Genomic DNA, 25579 nt, shown 5'->3' with positions numbered 1-25579 from the left:
GCTTATTTTGCACAAAATTTCCATTTTCATTCTTAATTTTGTTTTTTCCAATCGGAAAGGAATTTTTCAATTCCAGCGTCAGTTAATGGGTGCTGTACTAGCTGTTTTAACACCTTAGGAGGTAATGTTGCAATATGGGCGCCATGGATAGCTGCATCTGTAACATGAATAGGATGCCTAATGGAGGCTGCAATAATTTCTGTATCAATCGCATGACGGTCAAAGATTTCTGAGATTTGCGAAATGAGGCTCATACCATCCTGACCGATATCATCCAGACGACCTAAGAATGGAGATACGTAAGAGGCGCCCGCCCTAGCTGCTAACAAAGCCTGATTGGCTGAGAAAATCAGTGTAACATTTGTTTTAATGTTTAAGTCAGAGAATTGCTTAACAGCTTTTAATCCTTCCAGCGTCATTGGCACTTTTACCGTAATGTTTGGTGCAATAGCTGCTAAATCCTTTCCTTCTTTCACCATGCCTTCTGCGTCTTCCGAGATAACCTCAGCACTGACAGAGCCTTCTACCTCACTGGTAATTTCTCTTAAACGGTCATGAAAGGATACATTTTCTTTTGCTACTAAAGAGGGATTAGTGGTAACTCCCGCCAACAAACCTAGAGCATTCGCTTCACGGATATCTTCAATATTCGCTGTATCTACAAAAAATTTCATATTAATAAGTACCTCCCCAAGTATGTTTGCGTTTTCATTTATCAGAAAAACATGACTTTTCATCGTAATAGATGAAAAGTCACGTTTTCTTTTCTTTTCAACCTCAAGAAGCCAACTTCCCTACAGTGAAATGAAATAGTTACTTATGCTTTGTTTGAAGAACCAAATTCGCGCATTTTGCCGATAACAGTTGCTTTAATTGCGTCACGGCCAGGTCCTAGATATTTACGAGGGTCGTAAAGATCTGGTTTCTCAGCTAGCGTTTCTTTGACAGCTTTAACCTGAGCTACTTGGTTTTCAGTGTTTACGTTGATTTTAGCAGTTCCGAAGCGGATTGCTTTCTTGACATCTTCTGTTGGGATACCAGTACCACCATGAAGAACAAGCGGCTTGTCTACAAGACCCATAATTTCTTCCATACGGTCGAAGCCTAGGTTTGGTTCCCCTTTATAGTGACCGTGAACAGAACCAAGAGCTGGTGCGAACACGTCAACATTTGTTTCATCTACAAGTTGCTTACACTCAGAAGGAATCGCGTATGCAGCTTCTGCATCGTCAACGATTATATCGTCTTCTTGTCCACCAACACGGCCAAGTTCTGCTTCAACAGAAACACCGTGAATGTGAGCTAGCTCAACTACTTTACGAGTTAGGGCAATGTTTTCTTCTAGTGGATCGTGAGAAGCGTCGATCATAACGGAAGTGAAGCCAGCGTGTATAGCTTCTGCACACTTCTCGAAACTAGAACCGTGGTCTAAGTGAATCGCTACTGGTACTGTAGTACCGTATGATTTCATAAGGGCTTTAACCATATCTACTACTACGTTAAAACCACCCATGTAACGGCCTGCTCCCTCAGAAACTCCAAGGATTACAGGAGATTGCTCTTCTTCAGCTGCTTGAAGGATAGCTTGAGCGTATTCTAAATTGTTTAGGTTGAATTGGCCGACGCCGTAGCGTTGTTCCTTAGCCGTTTCCAACATTTCTTTCATTGATACTAGTGGCATGGACTAGATCCTCCTTTATGGTCTTTCACACATACAGAATATGTCAACTTATAGCATGTGTACTTGTTGTTGGCATCATTCCGTTATGTAGCTATTTCTTGTCAACATTTATAGCATACCAAGTCCATGTCACAGGTGCAACATCACGATTTGATAATAGCGTTTTCATACTGGAATTTACCCCAATTTCATTAATTTGTCATATATAAGGCAGAATAGGACCCTATGTAATAGGGTCCTATTGTATATAATAACTACTTATAAATACTGAATGACTAGCTCCCGTATATCTTGAATATTAAACGGTTTGGAGATCATTGTTTCAACGGAGGAAAAGTTCTGTTTACCGATTTCTTCTTCAGCTAAACCGGACATGAGAATAGTCGGAATGAAGTGCCCTTCCTCTTCTAGCTCTCTTATGACAGTATAGCCGTCCTTAATTGGCAATTTTAAGTCAACAAACATGACATCAGGCAGGTTGTGTTTAACCATATCTATCGCTTCTTGTCCTGTAGTTGCTTGAAGCACATGAAATCCTTCATTCTTTATCACTTCTTCTAATAGCATACGGATACCAGGCTGGTCATCCACTATCAACACAGATTTTCCCATATTTTACCTCCAATCATAAACTATGTTATCCTATAAAATTAATCCCATTTACCTCATTCGATTTTTTCCACCTTTTTTCCTCCCTTTTCTGCCACTTCGTCAAATATTTTAATCTATGCTATGCTACTTACATTACCAAAACATATAAAAGGGGTACTAATCGTGTTAAAAATGTTAACCACTCAGCTGACGGGAACTTTCCAATCCATACAACGAACGGAAGAGGAACATATTGAGGATGCTGCCCGCGCACTTGCTCAATCCATTGTAGGAGATGGGCGTGTGTACATAAAGGGATTCGGTGAAATGGAAGCCATTCACCATGAAATAAAATCTGGGCCTGAATCCCTACCAGATACGTCTGTGTATTCTGAGGATGTAACACTTCACCATTTAGATCGTGTCGTTGTTTTTTCTCGGTTTGCCAATGATGAAGAGGCTTTAGCCTTTACGAGACATGTGCAGGAACAAGGCGTGGAGGTTATACAGATTTCTGCTGCAACGAAGGAAGAAAACCCACTAAAAGATACTGCCGATTTTCATATTGATACGAAAGTTACAGGTCCTATGCTGCCGTTAGATATGGAACGAGTTGGATTTCCAACATTAATGGGGATGCTTTATATCTATTATGCTTTATTTGTCACGACGAAGGAAATTATAAGCGAATATGAATAAATTCCTATAGAAAAGGGCCAAATCACTAGATGATTTGGCCTTTTCAGAGTGTCGAGCAAGTCCCGTCAGTTCTTCTATGTGTAGCGAGGCGGTGCAGGCGAAACGACTCGCTTTCCATGGGTGTCCGCTGAGCCTCCTCACTCCCCTCGGTCGTTGTGGGGTCTCATCTGTACTTCTGTCCCATAGGAGTTGCCCCGTTTCGCCAACACCTTTCGAATGATGAGTTGAACCTCTTCTGCTGCCACGAGGAAAGAAAGCGGTCTATATTTGCATGAATCGAATTAGGGGGCTATTTTCCGCTTAATCACAGTATTTGTAACAGGATCCGTTCTCCATACTTTTTCGACAGCCTGAAAGAGTCTGGGACAAAACTATAATCGCCTGTTCTAAAGCCGAATTATCATTATAATAATGGCATTTAGAAAAAATAAATCCGAACTAATTCGAATTCTCAAGAGAGTTTTCAAATTATAGTTCGGATTTTTTGTAGGCTAAAACACTTATGTCCCAGCCTCTTTTTTTGCATACTTTAATTTATTTCGTTTCCTTATGCTGTATGCTTGCTCCTACAAAGTCGTGGAATAGGCTTTGTGGGTTGGTTGGTCTTGATTTAAATTCAGGGTGGAATTGACATGCTACGAACCAAGGGTGGTCCTCTAGCTCGACAATTTCTACTAGACGCCCGTCTGGACTAGTACCGGAGAATATCATGCCTGCGTTGGTCATGTCCTCACGATATTGGTTATTGAATTCATAACGATGACGGTGGCGTTCATAGATTACTTCTTCCCCATACGCTTCTTTCGTTTTGGTACCATCGATAAGCTTCGCAGGATATACCCCTAGACGAAGTGTACCGCCCATATCTTCTACATCTTTTTGCTCTGGTAGAAGGTCAATTATTGGGAATTCTGTTAATGGGTCAATCTCAGCAGAGTGTGCTCCTTTGTGGCCTAGAACGTTCCGTGCAAATTCTACTGAAGCTAGCTGCATACCGAGACAAATACCGAAGAACGGTACCTTCCCTTCTCTTGCATAGCGGATTGCTTCAATTTTTCCTTCGATGCCACGGTCCCCAAATCCTCCTGGAACAAGGATGCCATCCACATCAGATAGCTTTTCTTCTACATTTTCTGCAGTAATTTCCTCAGAATTGACCCACTTCACTTTAATGTCGCTATCAAAGGAATAGCCTGCGTGCTTTAACGCCTCCACAACGGAAATGTATGCATCTGGAAGCTCAACGTATTTTCCGACTAAACCAATCGTAGTCGTCTTGTTCAAGTTCTTCACACGCGTGACAAGATCGTTCCATTCGGTCATCTCTGCTTCTTGGCAATCGAGACCAAAGTGGTCACACGTAATTTGATCAAGATTCTGTTGCTGGAGCGTTAATGGGACATCATAAAGTGTTTCTGCATCACCAGCTTCAATTACAGCGCGTTCATTAATATCACAGAAAAGACCGATTTTTTCCTTCATTTCCTGACTGATTGGCATTTCAGTACGAAGCACAATCACATCCGGCTGAATTCCTAATGAGCGCAGCTCTTTCACAGAGTGCTGGGTCGGTTTTGTTTTCATTTCTCCCGCAGCCTTAATGTAAGGGACAAGTGTACAATGAATGTACATCACATTGTCTTTGCCGATATCACTTTTGATTTGACGGATGGCTTCTAGGAACGGTAAAGATTCAATATCCCCGACTGTACCACCAATTTCCGTAATAACCACGTCTGCATTCGTTTCTTTTCCAGCTCGGAAAACGCGGTCTTTAATTTCATTAGTAATGTGCGGAATAACCTGTACGGTTCCACCGAGATAATCGCCGCGACGTTCCTTCTTAATAACTGTGGAATATATTTTACCTGTTGTCACGTTGCTATACTGACTAAGGTTAATATCAATAAAACGTTCATAGTGACCAAGGTCTAAGTCTGTTTCAGCACCATCCTCTGTGACAAATACTTCACCGTGCTGATAAGGACTCATGGTCCCTGGATCCACATTAATATAGGGATCGAATTTCTGAATTGTTACCGTAAGCCCACGATTTTTTAATAAACGACCTAAGGAAGCAGCTGTAATTCCTTTACCAAGGGAAGAAACCACACCGCCCGTTACGAAAATATACTTTGTCATTGTTACCCCTCTTCCATTCCTTATTCTCAGGAGACTTGTGTTTCATTATCGTTCACGTTAACCACGTGTTTTATGAAAAGAGCCTGTCCATTCCCTTGTTCATTTAGGAGGACAGGTCTAAGAAAAAATGTATAAAAATAGAAAAGCGCTCCCGCAATTGCATTACGGGAGCGCTATTTAACGAATCAAATTTAAGAGCCCAAATAAAATAATACTGATATCATCCTACAAAGTCAAGACGATAATTATTCTTCCTCTTCACTATCGTAATAGCTATCGTCTTCTTCCTCGCTATCATCATCTTCGCTGAAGACGTTGTTATCATCATCGCCTTCTGTGTAGCCATCCTCGGTTTCTTCATTAATATCGAAGTCTTCATCAAGGCCGCTGTTCTCTTCGCCATCATCATCTAGGTCTAGCTCTTCATCGTCCAGATCTAAATCGTCTTCGATATCCTCTTCAACCTCGGTATCCAAATCTTCTTCCACAGGTTTTGCTTTTGCTTTCGGCTTCTTCGCAGCTGCTTTCTTCTTCTTCACGGGTGCTTGCACCTCTTCCACTTGCTGCTCTACAGGGTACCAACGTTTCAGTCCCCACATGTTAGAGCCAACTGTCATGAAGCGACCGTCTGTATTCATATACGTGTACAGCTGAGCAACATTAGCCTTCTTTTGCTCTTCTGTAAAACCTTTCAGTTCTGCAATCTTATCAAACAGCTCGTTGAAATGCATAGTTTGTCTTTCTTCTGACAAAATCTCATTCGCAATTTCAATCATAGATGTTTCCGCAATTTCCTCACGGCTATAACTCTTAATGCTCACGTCCAGCACTCCCTTTGTTTCTTAAAATTTATCATCACATAACATGTAAGTATAAATTCTTTATCGTTCCGAATCAAGCTTACCATCCATTATAAACAATTCCAATATGTTTATGCCAGCCAAAAACAGAAAAAACCATTTATAGGATAACGAAAGGGGAAATGCTTTTTTCGGCATTTCCCCTGCTTCTGCAAAAAACGTTACATATTTCGTCGATACTGACCGCCTACTTGATAAAGCGCATTGGTTATTTGGCCTAGACTAGCGACTTTAACGGTTTCCATTAACTCCTCAAATACATTTCCACCTGTTTCTGCCACGTGCTGCAGCTGCTGGAGTGCTTTATCCGTCTCCTTGGCATGCTGTTGTTGGAAGGAGCGCAGTGTGTTGATTTGATGCATTTTCTCTTCTTGAGATGCACGCGCCAGCTCCATGGAGTTAATCTCATCCTCCGAAGTTGGATTCGGATTAATGAATGTATTCACCCCGACAATTGGGAGCTCACCACTATGCTTTTGCCCTTCATAATACAAGGATTCCTCTTGAATTTTGCCTCGTTGGTACTGTCGTTCCATCGCTCCGAGCACACCGCCACGGTCGTTTAAGCGTTCAAACTCCTGGAGCACCGCTTCTTCTACAAGCTGTGTCAATTCCTCAACGATAAATGATCCTTGTAGGGAGTTTTCATTCTTCGTTAACCCAAATTCTTTATTAATAATAAGCTGAATAGCCATTGCTCTGCGAACGGACTCTTCCGTTGGGGTGGTAATAGCTTCATCATAGGAATTCGTGTGTAAGGAATTACAATTGTCCTGTACAGCCAGCAATGCCTGCAGCGTCGTCCTTATATCATTAAAGTCAATTTCTTGTGCATGCAAGGATCTGCCGGAAGTCTGTACATGGTATTTCAGCTTTTGACTACGCTCATTGGCACCATATTTATCACGCATCGTAATTGCCCAAATACGGCGTGCTACTCGCCCAATGACTGTGTACTCTGGATCTAATCCGTTTGAGAAGAAGAAGGATAGGTTTGGTGCAAACTTATCAATGTCCATCCCGCGGCTTAAATAATATTCTACATAAGTAAATCCATTGGCGAGTGTTAACGCTAGCTGCGTTATCGGATTTGCTCCCGCTTCGGCAATATGATAGCCGGAAATAGAAACAGAGTAATAGTTTTTCACTTGATGATCGATAAAGTATTGTTGAATATCTCCCATCATCCTTAGGGCAAATTCGGTAGAGAAGATACATGTATTCTGCCCCTGGTCCTCTTTTAGAATATCAGCTTGCACGGTACCACGGACAACAGAAATGGTTTCCGTTTTAATACGGGCATATTCTTCAGCTGTAGGCTCTCTTTCTTGTTCTTCCTTAAAGCGCTCTACTTGCTGATCTATAGCTGTATTAAAGAACATAGCCAAAATGATAGGTGCTGGGCCATTAATTGTCATGGAAACAGATGTGGTAGGGTTACATAAATCAAAGCCAGCGTACAGCTTCTTCATATCCTCTAATGTACATATAGAAACACCGCTTTCCCCCACCTTCCCATATATATCTGGGCGTTCATCTGGGTCCTCCCCGTACAGTGTAACGGAATCAAAGGCAGTACTTAATCGTTTCGCCGGCTCTCCTTCACTTAAATAGTGAAAACGGCGGTTCGTTCTTTCTGGCGTTCCCTCCCCAGCAAACTGACGGGTAGGGTCTTCCCCTTTCCGTTTAAACGGAAATACACCAGCTGTAAAGGGAAAAGCACCAGGAACATTTTCCTTCAATAGCCATAACAACCTGTCACCTGGATCTCTGTAGTGAGGGAGTACTACTTTAGGTATCTTTAAACCGGATAGGCTTTCTGTAGCAATATCCATCGTTATATCTTTATTCCGCACGGAAAAGGTCATCGTATCCTGACTGTATTGCTCCTTAACCTTATCCCAGTTTTCAAGCATTTCCTTATGCTTTGGCGCTAATTGCTGCTCATATTGCTTAGCCAGAGAAGAAAGCGCTTCCTGTGTAGCGGGGTCTTCCATAAGCTCAGACGTTTCCATTATGCTAGCCCATTTACGCGCTATATTACTTTGCACTTCCGCTTGTTCATGATACTGATGTACTGTCTGGACTATATCCCGCAAATATTGCTGACGCTCTGGCGGAATAATTAGATTTTGTTTTTCTACATCTGTTACCCGTTCAAATGGTGTCGTCTCCTCCCACCCAAACTGCTCGTTCACCTTATCAATTAGAGCTGCAAACAAGGTATTTGTACCAGGGTCGTTAAACTGACTGGCAATGGTTCCATATATAGGAAAGGAGGATTGATCGGCATGGAACAGCATATGACTTCGTTCGTATTGCTTTCGAACTTGTCGTAATGCATCTGCTGACCCTTTTTGTTCGAATTTGTTGATAACAATAAAATCGGCAAAATCGATCATATCGATTTTTTCCAGCTGAGATGGCGCACCGAATTCTGCCGTCATGACGTACATAGCCAAATCAGTGATTTCGGTTATGGCTGCATCTCCTTGACCAATCCCGCTCGTTTCCACGATGATAAAGTCGAAACCGGCAGCCTTTACTACGTCAATTGCCTCTCTAATAGCCTTCGAGAGCTCACTTCTAGAATCCCTTGTGGCAAGTGAGCGCATATAGACGCGGTCTGAAAATATAGCATTCATACGAATGCGATCCCCAAGCAACGCCCCACCTGTTTTCTTCTTCGTAGGGTCTACAGAGAGAACGGCAATCTTTTTGTCTGGAATTTCATTCAAATAGCGACGGATGAGTTCGTCGGTCAAAGAGCTCTTCCCTGCTCCACCTGTTCCTGTAATACCAAGCACCGGAGCGTGTGTCTTCGTCTGATCCAAAACCTTCTCCAGGGCGGCAGCAGGCTCCTCTGTAGAGCCAATCGTGTTCTCGATAGCGGATATAAATCTTGCAATCGATTGGCTGTTTCCTTCCGTAACCTTCTTTAGGTCTTCTTCCACATCTAAAGGGGGGAGGAAATCACACTCCTCCATCATCCGATTGATCATCCCTTGTAAGCCGAGATCTCGCCCATCCTCTGGTGAGAAAATTCTAGCAACTCCATACTCATGCAATTCCTTAATTTCTCTAGGAATGATGACTCCGCCGCCACCTCCATATACACGAATATGACTAGCATTGAGCTCTTTTAATAGATCAATCATGTATTTAAAATATTCTACGTGACCACCTTGATATGAGGAAATAGCTATCCCCTGGGCATCCTCCTGTATAGCTGCATGAACGACCTCTTCAACAGAACGATTATGCCCTAGGTGAATCACCTCGGCACCGCTAGATTGTAAGATTCGTCTCATAATATTAATGGAGGCATCGTGCCCATCGAACAAACTAGATGCGGTCACAAATCGAACAGCATGCTTTGGTTTATATAACTCTGGTTGTTCCATAAAGATTCCTCCTTTTCTTTACGCTTTCTCCGGTATTGGTAACCCTTGAAATAAGAAGTGCATCTGCCTTTCGGTATAGGCTTCTAATGAAAAATCCTTCTGCAGCATCCATCTGCGGAAGCCCCACATTTGCCCCTGTACGAATATATTATTGGCAACTAATGTAATATCCTGTGCTGATAAAGCACCAGCACAGCTATGTTGGATAACCTGCTCTAGAAGCTTTAGCATGTCTCGCTCTTTTTGCAGAACATAATCTAGCGCATCCCTCGATAAGGACTTTACCTCCTGATACATGACGACTACTTCATCCTGCATGTCATCCATTAATATAAAATATGCTGTAATAGCACCCTGTAAGCTATGATTACCATTTCGTTCCCGGTCGATAATTTGTTCCATTCTCTCCTTTACTCGTTCATAGATATAGTCACAAACGAGGAATAGAACATCTTCTTTAGTGCGAATATATTCATAGAGTGTGCCAATGCTAAACCCGGAAGCTTTAGCAATTTCACGTGTTGTCGTTTTATGAAATCCCTTTTCTTTAAATAAGGCAACGGCGCCTTTGATCATTTGATCTCTGCGCATCTTGATTAACTTCTCGTCTTTAATCGAAGAAGGTACCTTTTTCATAATCGGAACGTTAACCCCCTCTCGCACCCCACCAAATGTAATCGCTTACCTATGTGCTATTCCTTTGTGAGCATTCTTCCAATGACCAGACGTTGAATCTCATTTGTACCTTCATAGATTTGTGTTATCTTGGCATCACGCATATATCTTTCTACTGGATAATCCTTTGTGTAACCATACCCCCCGAAGACTTGAACGGCTTCTGTGGTAATACGCATGGAGGAATCGCCAGCATACAGCTTAGCCATGGCAGATGCCTTTCCATATGGTTTACCTTCTGATTCCAGCCAGGCAGCCTGATAGGTTAAAAGGCGAGAGGCTTCCACATCTGTTGCCATATCAGCCAATTTGAAGGAAATGCCTTGGTATTGGGCAATTGGCTTCCCAAATTGTTCTCGCTCCTTCGCATAATTCACTGCAGCATCAAGTGCACCTTGAGCTATGCCAACCGCCTGGGCAGCAATACCATTTCTTCCACCATCCAGTGTAGACATGGCAATCCTGAAGCCATCTCCTTCCCCTCCAAGCATCTGGTCTGCCGGGATACGACAATCCTCAAAAATGAGCTCTGTTGTAGGAGAAGAACGAATCCCTAATTTTTTCTCCTTCTTACCAAAAGTGAATCCTGGTGTGCCTTTCTCAACGATGAAGGCACTAATTCCTTTATGCTTGGCATCAGCGTCTGTTTTAGCAAACACGATGTAAATATCTGCCACACCGCCATTGGTAATCCATACCTTACTGCCATTTAACACGTAATGGTCTCCGTCCTTTTTGGCCATCGTACGCATGGAAGCTACATCAGATCCAGCCCCAGGCTCTGATAAGGCATATGCCCCAAGCTTCTCGCCTTGTGCCAGCTGATGCAGGAAGGTTTTCTTCTGTTCTTCATTCCCATATTTATACAAAGGCCAGCTAGCCAGTGATATGTGTGCTGACAGCGTTACTCCTGTGGAGGCACATACTCGGGAAAGCTCTTCAACCGCTATAACATAACTGACAAAATCTGAGCCAATCCCTCCGTATTCCTCTGGCCAAGGAATCCCTGTCAGCCCTAATTCCGCCATCTTATCAAAAATCTCCCGATCGAATCGTTCTTCCTCGTCTCGCTCTGCAGCAGTTGGCTCTACTTCATTCTCTGCAAAATCACGCACCATTTTACGCAGCATTTCTTGCTCTTCGCTTAATTGAAAATCCATTTATTTCTCCCCCTTTTCGTTCCTATCGTTCACCAAATAATTGTTTTCCAATTACTATTCTTTGGATTTCGTTTGTACCTTCATAGATTTCACATACTTTGGCATCTCGGAAAAAACGTTCTACTGGATAATCCTCTGTATATCCATAGCCTCCAAATACTTGAATGGCTTCTGTTGCAGCCTTCATAGCAGTTTCAGATGCGAATTTCTTGGCCATTGAGGATTCCTTACCGCATTCTTTATTATTTTCTCGTAGATTCGCTGCGTGGTAGGTTAATAGTTTTGAACCTTCAACTGCTGTTGCCATGTCTGCAAGCTTAAAGGAGATGCCTTGATATTGAGCAATCGACTTTCCAAATTGCTCGCGCCCTTTTGCATAATCAACAGCGTGCTCTAGTGCTGCTTCGGCAATCCCAAGTGATTGAGCAGCAATACCAATCCTGCCAATATTGAGGTTGGCCATTGCTATTTTAAAGCCTTCTCCTTCAGCACCGAGCAAATTGGAGGCAGGTACTTCACATGCATCAAAGCTCAATGCCACCGTACCTGAACCGTTCATCCCCATTTTATTTTCCTTTTTGCCGATTTCTAAGCCTGGTGTCCCTTGCTCAACGATAAATGCGGAAAGCCCTTTGTTTCCTGCGTCACGGTCCGTTCTGGCAAACACAATGAATGTATCTGCTACTTCCCCATTCGTAATATAGACCTTGGAACCATTCAAAATATAGCTATCCCCACGCTTTTCGGCTTTTGTTTTTAATGAGCCAGCATCAGAGCCGGCATTGGGCTCTGTTAGTGCAAAGGCTCCCACATACTCTCCACTTGCAAGCTTTGGTAAATAGTATTGCTTCTGCTCCTCTGTTCCAAAATAAAGGATGGGGTTCGTTCCTACAGACGTATGAACAGATAATATCACCCCTAAGGAAGCGCTTACTTTAGACAGCTCATGAATGGCAATAATGTAAGATGTAAAATCCATCCCCGATCCACCATATGACTCGGGAATCGGGATACCCATCAGACCAAGCTCCCCCATCTTCGTAACAAGATCTCGAGGAAAGTAATCCTCCCGGTCCATCTTCTCTACAACAGGTGCTACTTCATTCTGGGCAAAGTCGCGCACCATTTTGCGCATCATTTCTTGCTCTTCTGTAAATTGTAGGTTCATGCTACGACCTCCCGTTGTTAACTCTCGTATTGGTAGAAACCTCGACCTGATTTTTTACCGAGCCAGCCTGCTTGCACGTATTGACGCAATAATGGACAAGGACGATACTTGCTATCTCCAAATCCTTCATGGAGAACCTCCATAATATATAGACAGGTATCTAGGCCTATAAAATCTGCTAGTGTTAACGGCCCCATGGGGTGGTTCATGCCAAGCTTCATGACTTCATCTACCGCTTCTGGTTCTGCTACTCCTTCATACACCGTGTAGATAGCCTCATTAATCATCGGCATTAACACTCGGTTAGAAACAAATCCAGGAAAATCCCGCACCTCAACTGGCGTTTTATCGAGCTGCTTTGTCATATCCTGGATAGCTTCGTATGTCTCGTCACTTGTTTGGAGCCCACGAATAATTTCGACTAGCTTCATAACTGGCACAGGATTCATAAAATGCATGCCGATTACCTGGTCTGCGCGATTCGTTACACTTGCAATATCAGTAATCGGTAGAGAACTAGTATTGGAAGCGAGTATCGCATGCTTAGGAGCATGAGTATCCAGCTCTGTAAATACTTTCTTCTTCACATCCATATTCTCTACAATTGCTTCAATAACGAGATCACAATCATGTGCATCTGCTAAGGTGGTAGAGACCGCTAGATTACTTAACACCTTCGTACGTTCTTCCTCCCCTATGCGTCCCTTTTCCACTGCTCGAGTGAGTCTCTTCTCTATCCCAGCCTTCCCTTTTGCTAACGCTTCCTCTTGAAGATCATTCAGCTTTACCTGAAAGCCAGCCTGGGCACAAACTTGAGCAATACCTGCTCCCATTTGGCCAGCCCCAATAACCATGACTGTTTGTATAGCCACTTTCCTTCTCCCCTTTGCTATCTATTGTTTTGGAACCTCTATCATGACGGCATCACCTTGACCGCCTCCACTGCATATTGCGGCAATGCCAATACCTCCACCGCGACGTTTCAACTCATACATGAGCGTCAGCATAATTCTAGCTCCACTCGCGCCAATAGGGTGTCCAAGCGCTACCGCTCCCCCGTTCACATTCACATTATCTGTATCAAGACCAGCTATTTTCCCACTGGCAAGGGAAACAGCTGCGAACGCTTCATTTACTTCGAACAAGTCAATATCCTCTAAGCTTTTACCTGTCTTGTCTAGAAGTGCATTAATTACAAGTCCCGGAGTTTTTGGAAAATCCTTTGCTTCTACTGCTACTTCTTCGTGAGCGAGAATGGTCGCCATAGGCTCATATCCGTTTTCTTGTGCATATTCGTCAGACATAAGCAGCATTGCTCCTGCTCCATCGTTTACTCCAGGTGCATTCCCAGCAGTAATTGTGCCATTAGAGCCGAATACTGGCTTCAGCTTGCTTAATGCTTCAACAGATGTGTCCTTACGAGGAGCTTCATCTGTATCCACCTTGATCGGGTCTCCTTTCCGCTGCGGGACCTCGACCGGAGTAATTTCCTCTGCCATCACCCCATTCTCAATGGCCTTAGATGCTAACTGGTGGCTGCGATAAGCCCATTTATCCTGTTCTTCTCTGCTTAATTCATACTCATCTGCTGTTTCATTCCCATAGTTGCCCATATGCACTCCGTTAAAGGTACACGTTAGTCCGTCATGTACCATTAAATCCTTTACCATCTGGTCTCCCATACGAAAGCCCCAGCGAGCCTTTGGCATAAAGTAAGGAGCGTTGCTCATGCTCTCCATGCCGCCTGCTACAATGACCTGCTCATCGCCAACACGAATAAGCTGATCGGCAAGGGTAACGCTTCTCATACCCGATGCACATACTTTATTTATGGTCTCAGTCTTCACTTCCCACGGCAAACCCGCATGGCGAGCTGCTTGCCTGGATGGAATCTGTCCCTGACCGCCTTGTAATACACTCCCCATAATCACTTCATTAACAAGCTCTGGATGGAAGTTCACACGCTCCAAAGCGGCTTTAATTGCCGTTCCTCCAAGTTCGGATGCGGTCAAACTACTAATACTCCCTCCAAGCTTTCCAAACGGTGTCCTTGCTCCTGATACGATAACTGTTTTAGGCATGATAAAATCCTCCTTTAATTATTGGTAACGCTTTCAATATATTACATGTACACGCCTTGATTGAACGCTCGCTCAATACTATTCCAAGATGGTGCTCCCTGACTATTTACTCGAAACGTACCGAACTTTGAAAAAGAATAGAAGAGTGTACAATCACTATGTACACTCATTTCTACAATTACGCTGAGATTTCCTCTTTTTCATCTCCAAAAATCGACCTTGCTAGAATTTCAGCAATATCATTCGTACTGACGCTATCCTCTACTTCTTTTGCTTTCGTTCCGTCACTAAGCATGGTCAGGCAATATGGACATCCACTGGATATCATAGATGGAGAGACATCTAACGCCTGCTCTGTTCGAGCTTCATTAACACGGTTTCCAGACTTCTCTTCCATCCACATCATGCCGCCGCCTGCTCCACAGCACATGCCATTTTTACGATTTCGATCCATTTCTACTACGTTGACGCCTGGGATCATTTTTAAAATATCACGAGGTGGTTCATAAACTTCATTGTATCTACCTAAATAACAAGAGTCATGATAGGTAATCGTTTCGTCCACATCGTATTTCGGCTGCAAGCGTCCCTCTTTGACGAGCTCTGCCAACAATTCTGTATGGTGGTACACCTCTGCTTCAAATCCGAAATCCGGATACTCTCTTTTAAAGACATTGTATGCGTGCGGATCGATCGTTACGATTTTCTTCACACCATGCTTCTCGAAGTCCTTAATGTTCTTCTCTGCAAGCTCCTGGAATAGAAATTCATTTCCTAGACGTCTGGCTGTATCGCCTGAATTCCGCTCTTTATTACCAAGAATCGCAAATGTAACTCCTGCTTTATTCATAAGCTTAGCGAAGGACATGGCAATTTTCTGGCTGCGATTATCATAGGAGCCCATTGAGCTTACCCAGAATAAGTACTCGAATTCTTCTCCATTTTTCTCCATCTCTTTAACCGTTGGAATATGAGCACTTTCTTCTGCATCCTTCCAATTCTCTCTTTCCTTCTTGGAAAGCCCCCATGGATTACCCTGACGCTCAATGTTCATCATAGCGCGTTGTGCTTCCTGATCCATCTTTCCTTCTGTTAAGACAAGGTAACGACGTAAATCAATAATTTTATCCACGTGCTCATTCATAACTGGACATTGATCCTCACAGTTACGGCACGTTGTACAAGCCCATATCTCTTCCTCTGTTATTACATCCCCAATAAGGGTCGTGCTCTCCACATTTTCAAGGCTTGCTGCTGTCTCTTGCTGAGAACTTCCTTGTGCAGCTCTTGCCATTTGGGCCAGCTGATTACCTTGTGTATTGGCAAACGCGCCTGTTGGCACCCAAGGCGATTTCCCCGTTACGGCCGCTCCTTTTTCTGTTAAATGGTCCCGCAGGCGGATAATAAGATCCATCGGAGATAGCATCTTCCCTGTTCCAGTAGCAGGACAAGCATTCGTACAACGACCGCATTCGACACAAGCATACAAGTCAATCATTTGTAAGTACGTAAAATCCTCAATCTTCCCTGCGCCAAAGTAGACTTCTTCCTCGTCTTCTCCCTCCAGATCAAAATCGATCTTTTCGAGCTTTCCAGTCCGCTTGTCCTGATTCATGAAAACGTTTACAGGACCGGCAATTAAGTGAGCATGCTTGGACTGAGGCACATACACTAAGAAGGTTAGCAGGATAAGAAGGTGTATCCACCAACTTACAAAAAAGATAACAGCTGCGGCTGTACTGCCCATCCAGCTAAATAAGAAAGCGATTACAGAAGCGACCGGCTCTGTCCAAGTTCCTACTTCCCCATGCCAGATTAATTCCATCCCGTTACCAAGCAGAACGGATACCATCAGCGTTCCAATGAAGATAAGTACAAGACCTGCTTTCAATCCTCTTTTTAATCGGACTAGCTTCTCTACATACCGGCGATAAAATGCCCATATAACAGCGACAATAATAGTTAATGTTACAATTTCCTGAAAGAATACGAACCCAGGATATAATGGGCCTAATGGTAAATGGGACCCTGGAGATAATCCTTTTACAATAAAATCAATAGCACCGAATTGGACCAATATGAATCCGTAAAACATCATGACGTGAATGGCACCTGATTTTTTGTCCTTTAATAGCTTTTTCTGACCAAATACATATGTGATTAGGTCATTCACACGCTCTTTCAGCTGCAGGTCGAAGTCTATCTTCTTCCCTAGCTGAATATAAGCGATTCGAGTACGAACTACACTAACGAATAAATAGAAGCCGTAAATCGTTATGGCTACAAACAACAACCAATTCAACCATAGCAGGTTCATACCTCTTCCCCCTCCATTTCTCTCATTCCATGATGCACTGCTTTTGTTGCAATCGTGGCAACAACAAAAATTTTCTGACATCTATATCTTTATAATAAAACTGAATGAACATTCAGTCAACATGTTATTGCTTATTTTTATGTTGAATTTTGTATATTTCAGGGAAGGCTAGTAAGGATGTTGAACAGATTTGTGTCGAACCTAAGCCTTACACAAGCTTTTAAGGAACAACTGTCCTGAGGAAGGAGCCTCCTATGTTAACAATAGCTATTATTATTATTATCGTCCTCATCCCGCTGCTTCTTTCCTTAGACTACAGCCTTGGAAAAAAGGAGCACAAGCGGAATCTGCGTTGGTTGGAGTTCTCAAAGAAATCAGGCGATTATACTCTATACACTATCGGAGATCCATTTTTCACCGCCTTCTTCCAAGACCTAAGAGCGGCTAAGAAACGGATTGACATTATGTTTTTCATCGTAAAAAGGGATGAAATAAGTAATGAGTTTCTATCCCTTTTAAAAGATAAAGCAAAAGAAGGCGTATCCATTCGCCTCCAGCTCGATCGCGTTGGCAGTCATCAAGTGGGATCGAAGATAAGGAAGGAGCTTGAAGCTTCAGGGATACAATTCGCTTATATGGCGAAGCCAGGGTTTCCATACCTGTTCTATAATCTGCAAAGGAGAAACCATCGAAAAATAGCAGTTATTGACGGAGAGGTTGGCTATGTTGGCGGGTTTAATGTAGGGAAAGAATACCTTGGAAGGGACACAAGGCTCGGCAATTGGCGGGACTACCATTTACGCCTTGAAGGGAATATTGTTCAAGACCTGCAGGAAACCTTTCTTGATGATTGGTTCCTTTCGACAGGAGAAGAAAATGGCGATATATTAGTTCCTAATAAAAGTGGAAACAAGGACATTGAGATAGTAGCAACCGATGGAGGTCAGCTGGAAGATGTGTTTATTTCTATGATAGAAGAAGCAAGGAAAGAGATTTTCATTGGTACTCCTTATTTCATTCCGAGCGAGCGGTTATTTCAATCACTGCTGAGAGCTAGGCAGCGTGGTGTTGACATAAAAGTGATTGTGCCGATGAAATCAGACCATCCGTTCGTTAAGGAGGCTGGTCTCCCCTACTTATCCAGACTGACGAGTGCCGGAGGTGAGGTGTATATGTTTGATTTAGGCTTCTATCATGCAAAGGTGCTCATTATTGATGAAAAGTTGTGCGATATAGGAACTGCAAATTTTGACCGGAGAAGTCTGTTTTTAAATAAGGAAGTGAATACGCTTATTTATAATAATCGGTTTGTAGTTGATTTACGACTGGCATTTTTACGAGACATGCAAGATAGCCAGAAATTCAACGCACACTACCGACAGCTTTTGAATTTTGGAACTAAGATCCGCATCGGAATCGCCTACCTTCTACGCCCATTTTTATAAAGCTCAAGGTCCGTTAAGAAAAATACTCCTTTTGTGGGTTAAATTCAACCATTCATCATTGGTCTTAGAAAGAGCTTAGAAGGTAAGAAGAAACCATAGATTTTCAGCAAAGAGGAGATGTTTATTGTGAGGATCCGCTTTGGATATGTTTCCCATACTCTATCGCTTTATGAGGCTGTACCAGCCAGGACTTTAACGTTTAAGCGATTTGGTCAGTTGTCAGAGGAAGAAAGATGGGAGAAATTACATCAGGTTACTCGGACTAACCTGTATAATACAAAACGAGCTCTCTGGTTTAATCGTGCTGCTGAGATTCCACTTTACCGTTTTTCCTCCTCCCTTGTACCTTTAGCTACCCATCCAGAAGTATTATGGGACTTTGTTACACCCTTCAAGGAGCAGTGGAAGGAAATTGGGGAGATCGTGAAGGCAGGTGGCCTGCGAATCAGCTTTCACCCTAACCAGTTCACCGTATTTACAAGCGATAGACCACAGGTAACACAAAATGCCGTACGAGATATGGAATACCATTACCGAATGCTAGAAGCGATGGGGTTAGAGCAAGAAGGCTTTATCAACATACACATCGGTGGTGCTTATGGGGACAAAAATAAAGCGGTGCAACGATTCCATAACCAGATTACCGAAATACCAGAACACGTACGCTCAAGAATGACGATTGAAAATGATGATAAAACATACACGGGGGAAGAAACACTGGAAGCTGCCGAAAAAGCACATATCCCCTTAATGTTTGATTATCATCATGAACAAGCAAATCCGAGTGAAGCAGACTACGAGCACATGCTGGAGCGTATGTTCAAAACATGGCATCCTACAGGGTATCCTCCCAAGGTCCATGTCTCTTCTCCTAAAAATGAAAAAGAGTATAGAAGTCATGCAAGGCGTGTGGATGCACAGTTTGCCCTCCCTTTTTTAAAGGCTTGTAAACAGGTAACCGATACGCTAGATGTGATGATTGAGGCAAAGGATAAAGACATAGCTCTCCTACAGCTCGTAGAGGAATTAGCCTCTATCCGCGGTGTAAAGCGAATATCTGGTGGGGAAATTGAATTTTAGTTATTTAAATAGTGTCGACAACATGGGAGATACCCACTCATACACTTTAAATCCAGCATAAATACCTACAATCCCCATCACTCCCGCTAATGCTGGAGGTGCAGGAATCGGCAGCTTCAACAAGGCAAACACAAAACCAACTATAAAGCCTGTTAATAATGAGATAATAACTGTTTTCACGAAACACCCTCCTCTACCTTACATATATTCAACAGGACGATCCTATTTTCCCGCTAAATGCTTCGTCCTATACTGAGAGATGAAAAGAGGACTATTTCAGAAACACGAGGTGACTCAGAGTGTAGTGCTTCCATATCCTTTCCGCTGGAAGGAGTGGGAGCTTTTTCATGGGGCGCTTATAAATATTGGTAAGCGCTCATATTTTTCGAAATTCGCCCATATATTATAAAATCCGCACATAAATATGAAAAAGCGCCCATATTTTCGCAAATTCGCTCATATATTTTAAAATTCGCCCATAAATGCTGGTGAGCTGCTCTTTTTCTAGCGTAAAGGAGTGAAAAGACTGTTGGGTCGAAGAAAAAAAGCTTGCAGAGAACAGGGTTCCTCTGCAAGCTATATGACGACTAGCGCATGTTGCTATTACATTCTTTCTGGAGCGGATACTCCAATTAGTTTTAGAGCGTTTTCGATTGTTTGGCGTGTTGCTTCCATAAGCGCCATACGTGCTTGTGTTCGCTCTACCTGGCTATCATCCAGCACCTTCTCTGCATTATAAAAGCTATGCAGGTCAGAAGCCAGGTCGAATACGTATTGGGTTACACGGTGTGGCGTGCGTTTTTCGGCAGCATCGGCAACAATTTGTGGGAAATCGCCGAGACGCTTTAATAGCTGTTCTTCTTTTTCAGAATTCAGCAGACTATGGTCTATATCTTCTGTGAATTCAAATCCTTTTTCCTTTGCTTGACGCAGCATGCTGCAAATACGTGCATGTGCATATTGTACATAGAAGACTGGATTGTCATTGGATTCAGATTTTGCAAGATCCATATCGAAATCAAGGTGAGAATCACTGGAGCGCATTACAAAGAAGTAACGCATTGCATCTACGCCTACTTCCTCCATCAATTCTTTAAGCGTCACAGCCTTACCGGTACGCTTACTCATTTTCACCTTTTCGCCGTCCTGGAACAGGTTAACCATTTGAATAATCTCGGTCTCTAGCGTTTTTTCATCATATCCTAGCGCTTGAATTGCAGCCTTCATCCGAGGAATGTATCCATGGTGGTCAGCTCCCCATATGTTAATCAATGTTTCAAAGCCACGTTCTAGTTTGTTTTGATGGTACGCAATATCTGGTGTCAGATAGGTGTAGGAGCCATCGTTTTTAATAAGAACACGGTCCTTGTCATCCCCAAAATCTGTTGTACGGAACCAGGTTGCTCCATCCTCTTCATATACATAGCCTTTTTCCTTTAAGGTATCTACTGCCAGCTGAACTTTCTCTTCTTGATAGAGAGACGTTTCAGAGAACCAGGAATTAAATGGTACGCGGTATTCTGCCAAGTCGTTTTCGATTTTTTTCAATTCATAGGTCAAACCATATTCTCGGAAGAAGGCAAGACGTTCGTCACGATTTTTGTGCTTCCATTCGTCCCCGTGTTCTTCAGCAAGGGTTTGTCCAATTTCAATCAAATCTTTCCCATGATAACCATCCTCTGGCATCGGGAAGTCTTCCCCCAATGCTTGCATATAACGAGCCTCTACAGAGTAGGCAAGATTATTTATTTGATTACCAGCATCATTAATATAATACTCACGACTTACGTTATAGCCCGCTTTCTCCATAATGTTACACATAGCATCTCCAACAGAAGCGCCACGGGCATGACCGAGGTGTAAATCACCAGTAGGGTTAGCTGAAACAAACTCTACCTGCACCTTATGTCCATTGCCATAAAGACTTGTGCCATACTGCTCTCCCGCTTTTAAGATGGTTGGAACAAGAGCACCTAGGTATTGATTGTTCATGAAGAAATTAATAAACCCAGGCCCCGCTATTTCCATCTTTTCAATAGAAGCTTTGGACGTATCAAAATGGGCTACAATGTCCTCTGCAATTTGACGAGGTGCTTTACGAGCTACCTTTGCTAATTGCATCGCCATGTTAGTGGCATAGTCGCCATGATTCTTATCCTTGGGCTGCTCCAAAATTACTGGGGGAAGTTCACTTTCTGTTGCTAACTCTGCCTTTATGACTGCCTGTATAATTTCATCCTTTAACTTTTGCTCCGTTTGTTCCACTATGTTCATACGCGGCTTTCCTCCTCTTTGTATTGTAATGATAATTGGTGTCGCTGCTTTTCTTGGCCGTTCATTTCCAAGTCATATTGTATCGTTAAACTCCCGTTGAGATGATCGTCTGCTTCCTTGTGATCGATAGAACGGGTTGTGGTTTGCATATGAAATGTACCATACGGATGATGATAGATATTTTCTGTCATCTTTTTGTCCTCAAAGACCTGATGCATACGAACCGGCCCGGTACGGCGAACGATGACTTTACCTGGTCGGATAGTGACCAGATTATCAATCGATTGCTCTTGCTCATGATGCTCTGTAAACCGGAGTACATAGGCGTCTCCTTTTTGGATATAATCGCCTGGCTCCTCCACTACAATTTCCTGCTTGTTATCTTTATCTCGTATTTCTGTTATGAGCTTAACTTGAATGGGAATTCTTTCTTCAGACAAAGTGAGTGTCACCTCTTTTATTTATACACGTACATGTTCTTAACTTTACCATTATAAAAATTCCAAGACAAAAACACAATAGATGCGACGGAATAGCTCGTATGTAAATGATGGTTTTACCTGTCTTAAACAAAAAAAGAAGGATGCTATGCGCATCCTCTCACGGTGTCGAGAAAGTCCCGTCGGTTCTTCTATGTGTAGCGAGCAAGCTCGGCGTCTGCCGCGGAAAGCGAGCTATTTTCCGCCCCGCGGATCACTATATTTGTAACAGAACCGCCTTCCATACTTTTTCGACAGACTGGAAGGATGCTATGCGCATCCTCTTTGTATCTTAACAGTCAATTTACCTGTGCAGACCTTATTTTCTCGAGCTCTAAAAGAGGAAGTCTGGCAAAGAAGTAATCACTCTGCTCCTGTATCAACCGTTGATAGGAGGTCAGCAGCATATCTGCGTTCTGCTCTGCTTTGCCTAAATAGTATTGCTTAAATGGACTTAAGGAGGACATTTCTCTAAGTCTTCTACTAGCTTCTACTGTCTCACCTCTGGCTATCATCAGATGGATTTGTTCTCCTTCATCCTCTGTTGTGATGCCATTTGGTTTCTCAAACACGCTCGCTATAAATGGAATAGTATTGTGCGTGACTATCTTGTGAATATTATCAAACATAGCATATTCCGCATTGGCCAGTGCCTGGTGAGCATGATGCATGGCTTGATCATAGCTTTCAAATATATATGTATAGGCTAATACATTGTGAAAGATAGCCATCTTGTAAGTATTTTGGGAATGGTATATGAGCTTATAGGCATGCTTACGTGCTAGGATTACTTCGTTTCGCTTCCAATGATAATTGAACAAGATTTCGTCTAATCGAAACTGAAATAACCGTTTCAAAAATGGATTATTCATCCGTTGGATATACGTACGAAGCTGCTCTACATATAACCCTAAGTAGTGATACCTTCTCAATGTTGCATTTCCGTATATGACCATCATCGTTTTTAATTGAGCCATATCCTCTTCTAGAGGTTCAATCCTATCTACTTGCTTTAAAAAGTAATGGGGATCTGGTGCTGTTCTATATCGAAACAATAATAGATCATACACGTCAGCCCATTGCTCGTTTAGCTCGCTTGAAACAGTTCGGTTTTTCTCAATAAGCTCGGATAGCTCGTGAAAGTAGCCGTTTAAATATAAATACTCCAGCCCATATCGCATCTCACAATGTATGGAAGAGGCTAACAGGTAATCCTTCATTTTCTCTCTTACCACGTAGTTTGGGTGATGTTCCAATAGCTCTGTTTCTATCCTAAAGAGTGACTGACAGGTCGTATCTTCGTCCCAAAAGAAACGGTGTTCATTGGTATCACGTGACTTCATGCTTCTTTCTTCAACCCCTTGCTTAAAAACTTGCTGCTCCCTTCTCCTTCAAACGCTCCAGCTCTAACAACGGCAGTTTCGCAATAAAGAAATTTCCTGATTGCTTAAACTGTCTATACGCTAGCTTTAAGTGAAATTCACTTTGTTTGGCTTTCCCTAAATAATATTCCTGAAAAGGGGTTCTGTTGGTGAATCCTTCTAACGTTTTAATTGCTTCATCCGCTCTGCCTGCTGCAATAGCCAGATGAGCCTGCTCTGCCTCGTCATCTGTAGTGATTCCTTCATAGATTCCATTTAACGCACTAACAAAAGGAATGTTTTGGTTTATAATTTGCTTAGCCATTTGTTGATTAAACGTAACCGCCAAGTCTTTAGCTCTATAAAAATGATAAATAGATTGCTCATAGTTTTCCCTTGCGTAGGAATGTCCAATAACGATATGAGTCGTACTTAGTTTATAGGGGTTTTTTGATTGATTCAACAAACGAAACCCATGCTTTCGACATAGAATTAATTCATTTCGAAACAAATAATAGAACATCCAGAAATCATCCAGCCGCTCCTGATAATACTTCTTGAAGAGGGGGTCTTCGAAAGCCTCCATCCCTTCTGTAATATCATCTATATAGTTCCCGACTTCATTATATTGGGTTAAATCTAAATGGACGTAAATCTTCATGAACGAGATCATAGTGAGCAACGCATTATCCTCTGTCTTTATTTTACGAAGCCTTTTTAAGATTTCGAAAGGGTCGATTTGCTGTCGCCTTCTTTTTAGAATAAGGTCATATACTTTTGCCCAATTTTGATTTGACGACTGCTGTGATTGAAGATTATCCTCAATAGCTTGTTCTAATTCCTTCAGAAAATCGTTCATATACAGAAATTCCATTCCTACAATCTTATTATGCTCTGATACCGTTTGCAAACAGTATTCCTTAACGAGAGAAAGTACTCTTCCCATTTCATACTCTATTTGAAGAGCTTGGTATAACGTAAATAGGGAAGGTTCTTCTCCAGATTGCAGTAAAGGCTTCAAGACTGTATTCAGTTCTTTACTCATGAGTGCTTGATCACCCTTTTCTTGTATCTTCCTCAACTCTTCTACCAGTTCGTCGATTGACAGAAATAAACAGAAAAAAACGAATACTAAAAATATGACATAATTCATACATTTCCACAAGTTTCGTTATTACTATTTTCTTTAGTGGTTCCATAGAATCAGTTCTTAAGTTCTATTTTACTTAAAAAACCCTTCTGAAATGGCTGGTAATCCTGACCAATTCACAAGGGCTCTCCCATGGTATTTAATCTACCCACCCAAGAAGTATTTCTCGGATGAATTTACTTGCGGCAATCTGGGTTTGCTCTGTGGGATCATAGGCAGGGGCCACTTCCACTAGGTCCGCTCCAATGACATGTAGATCAGAGTGAGCTATGGCATGAATAGCAGCAAGCAATTCCTTCGAGCTTATGCCTCCTGCTTCCGCTGTCCCTGTTCCTGGAGCATAGGCAGGGTCGAGTACATCAATATCGATAGTAATATACACATTACGTCCAGCGAGTTCAGGCAACACCTTCCTTAATGGTTCCAGAACCTCATATTTAAACATATGCATCCCGCTTGTATCGGCGTACTGAAATTCCTCGCGCATCCCGGAACGAATACCGAAGGAATACACATTTTCTGGCCCAATTAAATCACAGATTTTTCGTACGGGAGTGGAATGAGACAAAGGCTCCCCTTCGTATTCCTCCCGCAAATCAGCGTGAGCGTCGATATGGAGGAAGGCTACATCATTATAATGACGATGAATGGCTTTCATTATCGGCCATGTTACAAGATGCTCTCCTCCCATTCCTAATGGGAATTTTCCTTTTTCTAATACTTGCCCCACATACTCTTCAATCATATCAATACTGCGTGCAGGATTTCCAAAAGGAAGTGGAATATCTCCAGCATCAAAATACGTAACCTCTTCCAAATGCTTATCTAAATATGGGCTATATTCCTCGAGCCCAAGCGAGGCTTCTCGTATCCGATTAGGACCAAACCGTGAACCTGGTCTAAAGCTGACCGTCCAGTCCATTGGCATTCCATATAGAATGACCTGACTTTCCTGTGCGTCCTCACGACTCATGATAAATACTTTGCCAGAATAGGCTTCATCAAAGCGCAT

The 25579-nt window shown here is 42.6% G+C and carries 21 protein-coding genes; 3 read left to right on the top strand and 18 right to left on the bottom strand.

Annotated elements, in window-relative coordinates; all coding sequences use genetic code 11:
* Positions 1–32: 32 nt before the first annotated feature.
* The 3 genes from fsa to ACFFGV_RS16570 form a co-directional block, all read right to left on the bottom strand.
* Positions 33–674: a fructose-6-phosphate aldolase gene (fsa, locus tag ACFFGV_RS16580; RefSeq protein WP_377350198.1), complete on the bottom strand. Its 642-nt coding sequence runs from the start codon at positions 672–674 to the stop codon at positions 33–35.
* A gap of 143 nt (positions 675–817) precedes the next feature.
* Positions 818–1681, bottom strand: a complete 864-nt coding sequence (gene fba / locus ACFFGV_RS16575; RefSeq protein ID WP_377350196.1) for a class II fructose-1,6-bisphosphate aldolase — start codon at positions 1679–1681, stop codon at positions 818–820.
* Positions 1682–1939: 258 nt separating this feature from the next.
* Positions 1940–2293: a response regulator gene (locus ACFFGV_RS16570; protein WP_377350193.1), complete on the bottom strand. Its 354-nt coding sequence runs from the start codon at positions 2291–2293 to the stop codon at positions 1940–1942.
* Positions 2294–2464: 171 nt separating this feature from the next.
* On the opposite strand from ACFFGV_RS16570, the gene ACFFGV_RS16565 reads away from it, so the two are divergent.
* Positions 2465–2971, top strand: a complete 507-nt coding sequence (locus ACFFGV_RS16565) for a DUF2529 family protein (protein WP_377351092.1) — start codon at positions 2465–2467, stop codon at positions 2969–2971.
* A 534-nt stretch (positions 2972–3505) separates the two neighbouring features.
* On the opposite strand, the gene pyrG is transcribed toward ACFFGV_RS16565, so the two are convergent.
* The 9 genes from pyrG to ACFFGV_RS16520 all read right to left on the bottom strand — a co-directional run bounded on the left by pyrG (position 3506) and on the right by ACFFGV_RS16520 (position 16778).
* The gene (pyrG, locus tag ACFFGV_RS16560; RefSeq protein ID WP_377350190.1) at positions 3506–5113 is read right to left on the bottom strand and encodes a CTP synthase; all 1608 of its coding nucleotides are present in this window, start codon (positions 5111–5113) and stop codon (positions 3506–3508) included.
* A 245-nt stretch (positions 5114–5358) separates the two neighbouring features.
* Positions 5359–5934 carry a DNA-directed RNA polymerase subunit delta gene (rpoE, locus tag ACFFGV_RS16555; protein ID WP_377350187.1) on the bottom strand — a complete coding sequence of 192 codons (576 nt, stop codon included), beginning with the start codon at positions 5932–5934 and terminating at the stop codon, positions 5359–5361.
* Between the two features lie 200 nt (positions 5935–6134).
* Positions 6135–9377: a fused isobutyryl-CoA mutase/GTPase IcmF gene (gene icmF / locus ACFFGV_RS16550; protein WP_377350184.1), complete on the bottom strand. Its 3243-nt coding sequence runs from the start codon at positions 9375–9377 to the stop codon at positions 6135–6137.
* Between the two features lie 18 nt (positions 9378–9395).
* Positions 9396–10013, bottom strand: a complete 618-nt coding sequence (locus ACFFGV_RS16545; protein WP_377350181.1) for a TetR/AcrR family transcriptional regulator — start codon at positions 10011–10013, stop codon at positions 9396–9398.
* Between the two features lie 56 nt (positions 10014–10069).
* On the bottom strand, positions 10070–11212 hold the full coding sequence (locus tag ACFFGV_RS16540; protein ID WP_377350178.1) for an acyl-CoA dehydrogenase: 1143 nt from the start codon (positions 11210–11212) through the stop codon (positions 10070–10072).
* Positions 11213–11234: 22 nt separating this feature from the next.
* Complete coding sequence (locus tag ACFFGV_RS16535; RefSeq protein ID WP_377350175.1) at positions 11235–12380, bottom strand: acyl-CoA dehydrogenase; 1146 nt, start codon at positions 12378–12380, stop codon at positions 11235–11237.
* Between the two features lie 17 nt (positions 12381–12397).
* Entirely contained in the window at positions 12398–13252 is an 855-nt protein-coding gene (locus tag ACFFGV_RS16530; protein WP_377350172.1) for a 3-hydroxybutyryl-CoA dehydrogenase, read from the bottom strand.
* 21 nt (positions 13253–13273) lie between these two features.
* Positions 13274–14461 carry an acetyl-CoA C-acetyltransferase gene (mmgA, locus tag ACFFGV_RS16525; RefSeq protein ID WP_377350169.1) on the bottom strand — a complete coding sequence of 396 codons (1188 nt, stop codon included), beginning with the start codon at positions 14459–14461 and terminating at the stop codon, positions 13274–13276.
* A gap of 178 nt (positions 14462–14639) precedes the next feature.
* Entirely contained in the window at positions 14640–16778 is a 2139-nt protein-coding gene (locus tag ACFFGV_RS16520; RefSeq protein ID WP_377350166.1) for a (Fe-S)-binding protein, read from the bottom strand.
* 254 nt (positions 16779–17032) lie between these two features.
* On the opposite strand from ACFFGV_RS16520, the gene cls reads away from it, so the two are divergent.
* Together cls and uvsE are read left to right on the top strand one after the other, a co-directional pair.
* On the top strand, positions 17033–18223 hold the full coding sequence (gene cls, locus ACFFGV_RS16515) for a cardiolipin synthase (RefSeq protein ID WP_377350163.1): 1191 nt from the start codon (positions 17033–17035) through the stop codon (positions 18221–18223).
* Positions 18224–18349: 126 nt separating this feature from the next.
* Entirely contained in the window at positions 18350–19303 is a 954-nt protein-coding gene (gene uvsE, locus ACFFGV_RS16510) for a UV DNA damage repair endonuclease UvsE (protein ID WP_377350161.1), read from the top strand.
* Here uvsE and ACFFGV_RS16505 read toward each other — a convergent pair whose 3' ends face one another.
* The 6 genes from ACFFGV_RS16505 to speB form a co-directional block, all read right to left on the bottom strand.
* Positions 19304–19483, bottom strand: a complete 180-nt coding sequence (locus tag ACFFGV_RS16505) for a XapX domain-containing protein (protein WP_377350159.1) — start codon at positions 19481–19483, stop codon at positions 19304–19306.
* A 423-nt stretch (positions 19484–19906) separates the two neighbouring features.
* Positions 19907–21577, bottom strand: coding sequence for an arginine--tRNA ligase (gene argS, locus ACFFGV_RS16500; RefSeq protein ID WP_377350157.1), 1671 nt, complete (start codon positions 21575–21577; stop codon positions 19907–19909).
* Positions 21574–22017, bottom strand: coding sequence for a YwiB family protein (locus ACFFGV_RS16495; RefSeq protein WP_377350155.1), 444 nt, complete (start codon positions 22015–22017; stop codon positions 21574–21576). Before ACFFGV_RS16495 ends, argS begins: the two co-directional genes overlap by 4 nt.
* 338 nt (positions 22018–22355) lie before the next feature.
* Positions 22356–23399: an AimR family lysis-lysogeny pheromone receptor gene (locus ACFFGV_RS16490; protein WP_377350152.1), complete on the bottom strand. Its 1044-nt coding sequence runs from the start codon at positions 23397–23399 to the stop codon at positions 22356–22358.
* A gap of 22 nt (positions 23400–23421) precedes the next feature.
* Positions 23422–24462: an AimR family lysis-lysogeny pheromone receptor gene (locus ACFFGV_RS16485; protein ID WP_377350150.1), complete on the bottom strand. Its 1041-nt coding sequence runs from the start codon at positions 24460–24462 to the stop codon at positions 23422–23424.
* Positions 24463–24706: 244 nt separating this feature from the next.
* The gene (gene speB, locus ACFFGV_RS16480; RefSeq protein ID WP_377350147.1) at positions 24707–25579 is read right to left on the bottom strand and encodes an agmatinase; all 873 of its coding nucleotides are present in this window, start codon (positions 25577–25579) and stop codon (positions 24707–24709) included.

This window comes from Pontibacillus salicampi (genome assembly GCF_042434395.1).
Lineage (GTDB): Bacteria > Bacillota > Bacilli > Bacillales > BH030062 > Pontibacillus > Pontibacillus salicampi.
The sequence above is the reverse complement of the archived record's forward strand: the minus strand, read 5'-3'. Positions and strand labels throughout refer to the sequence as shown.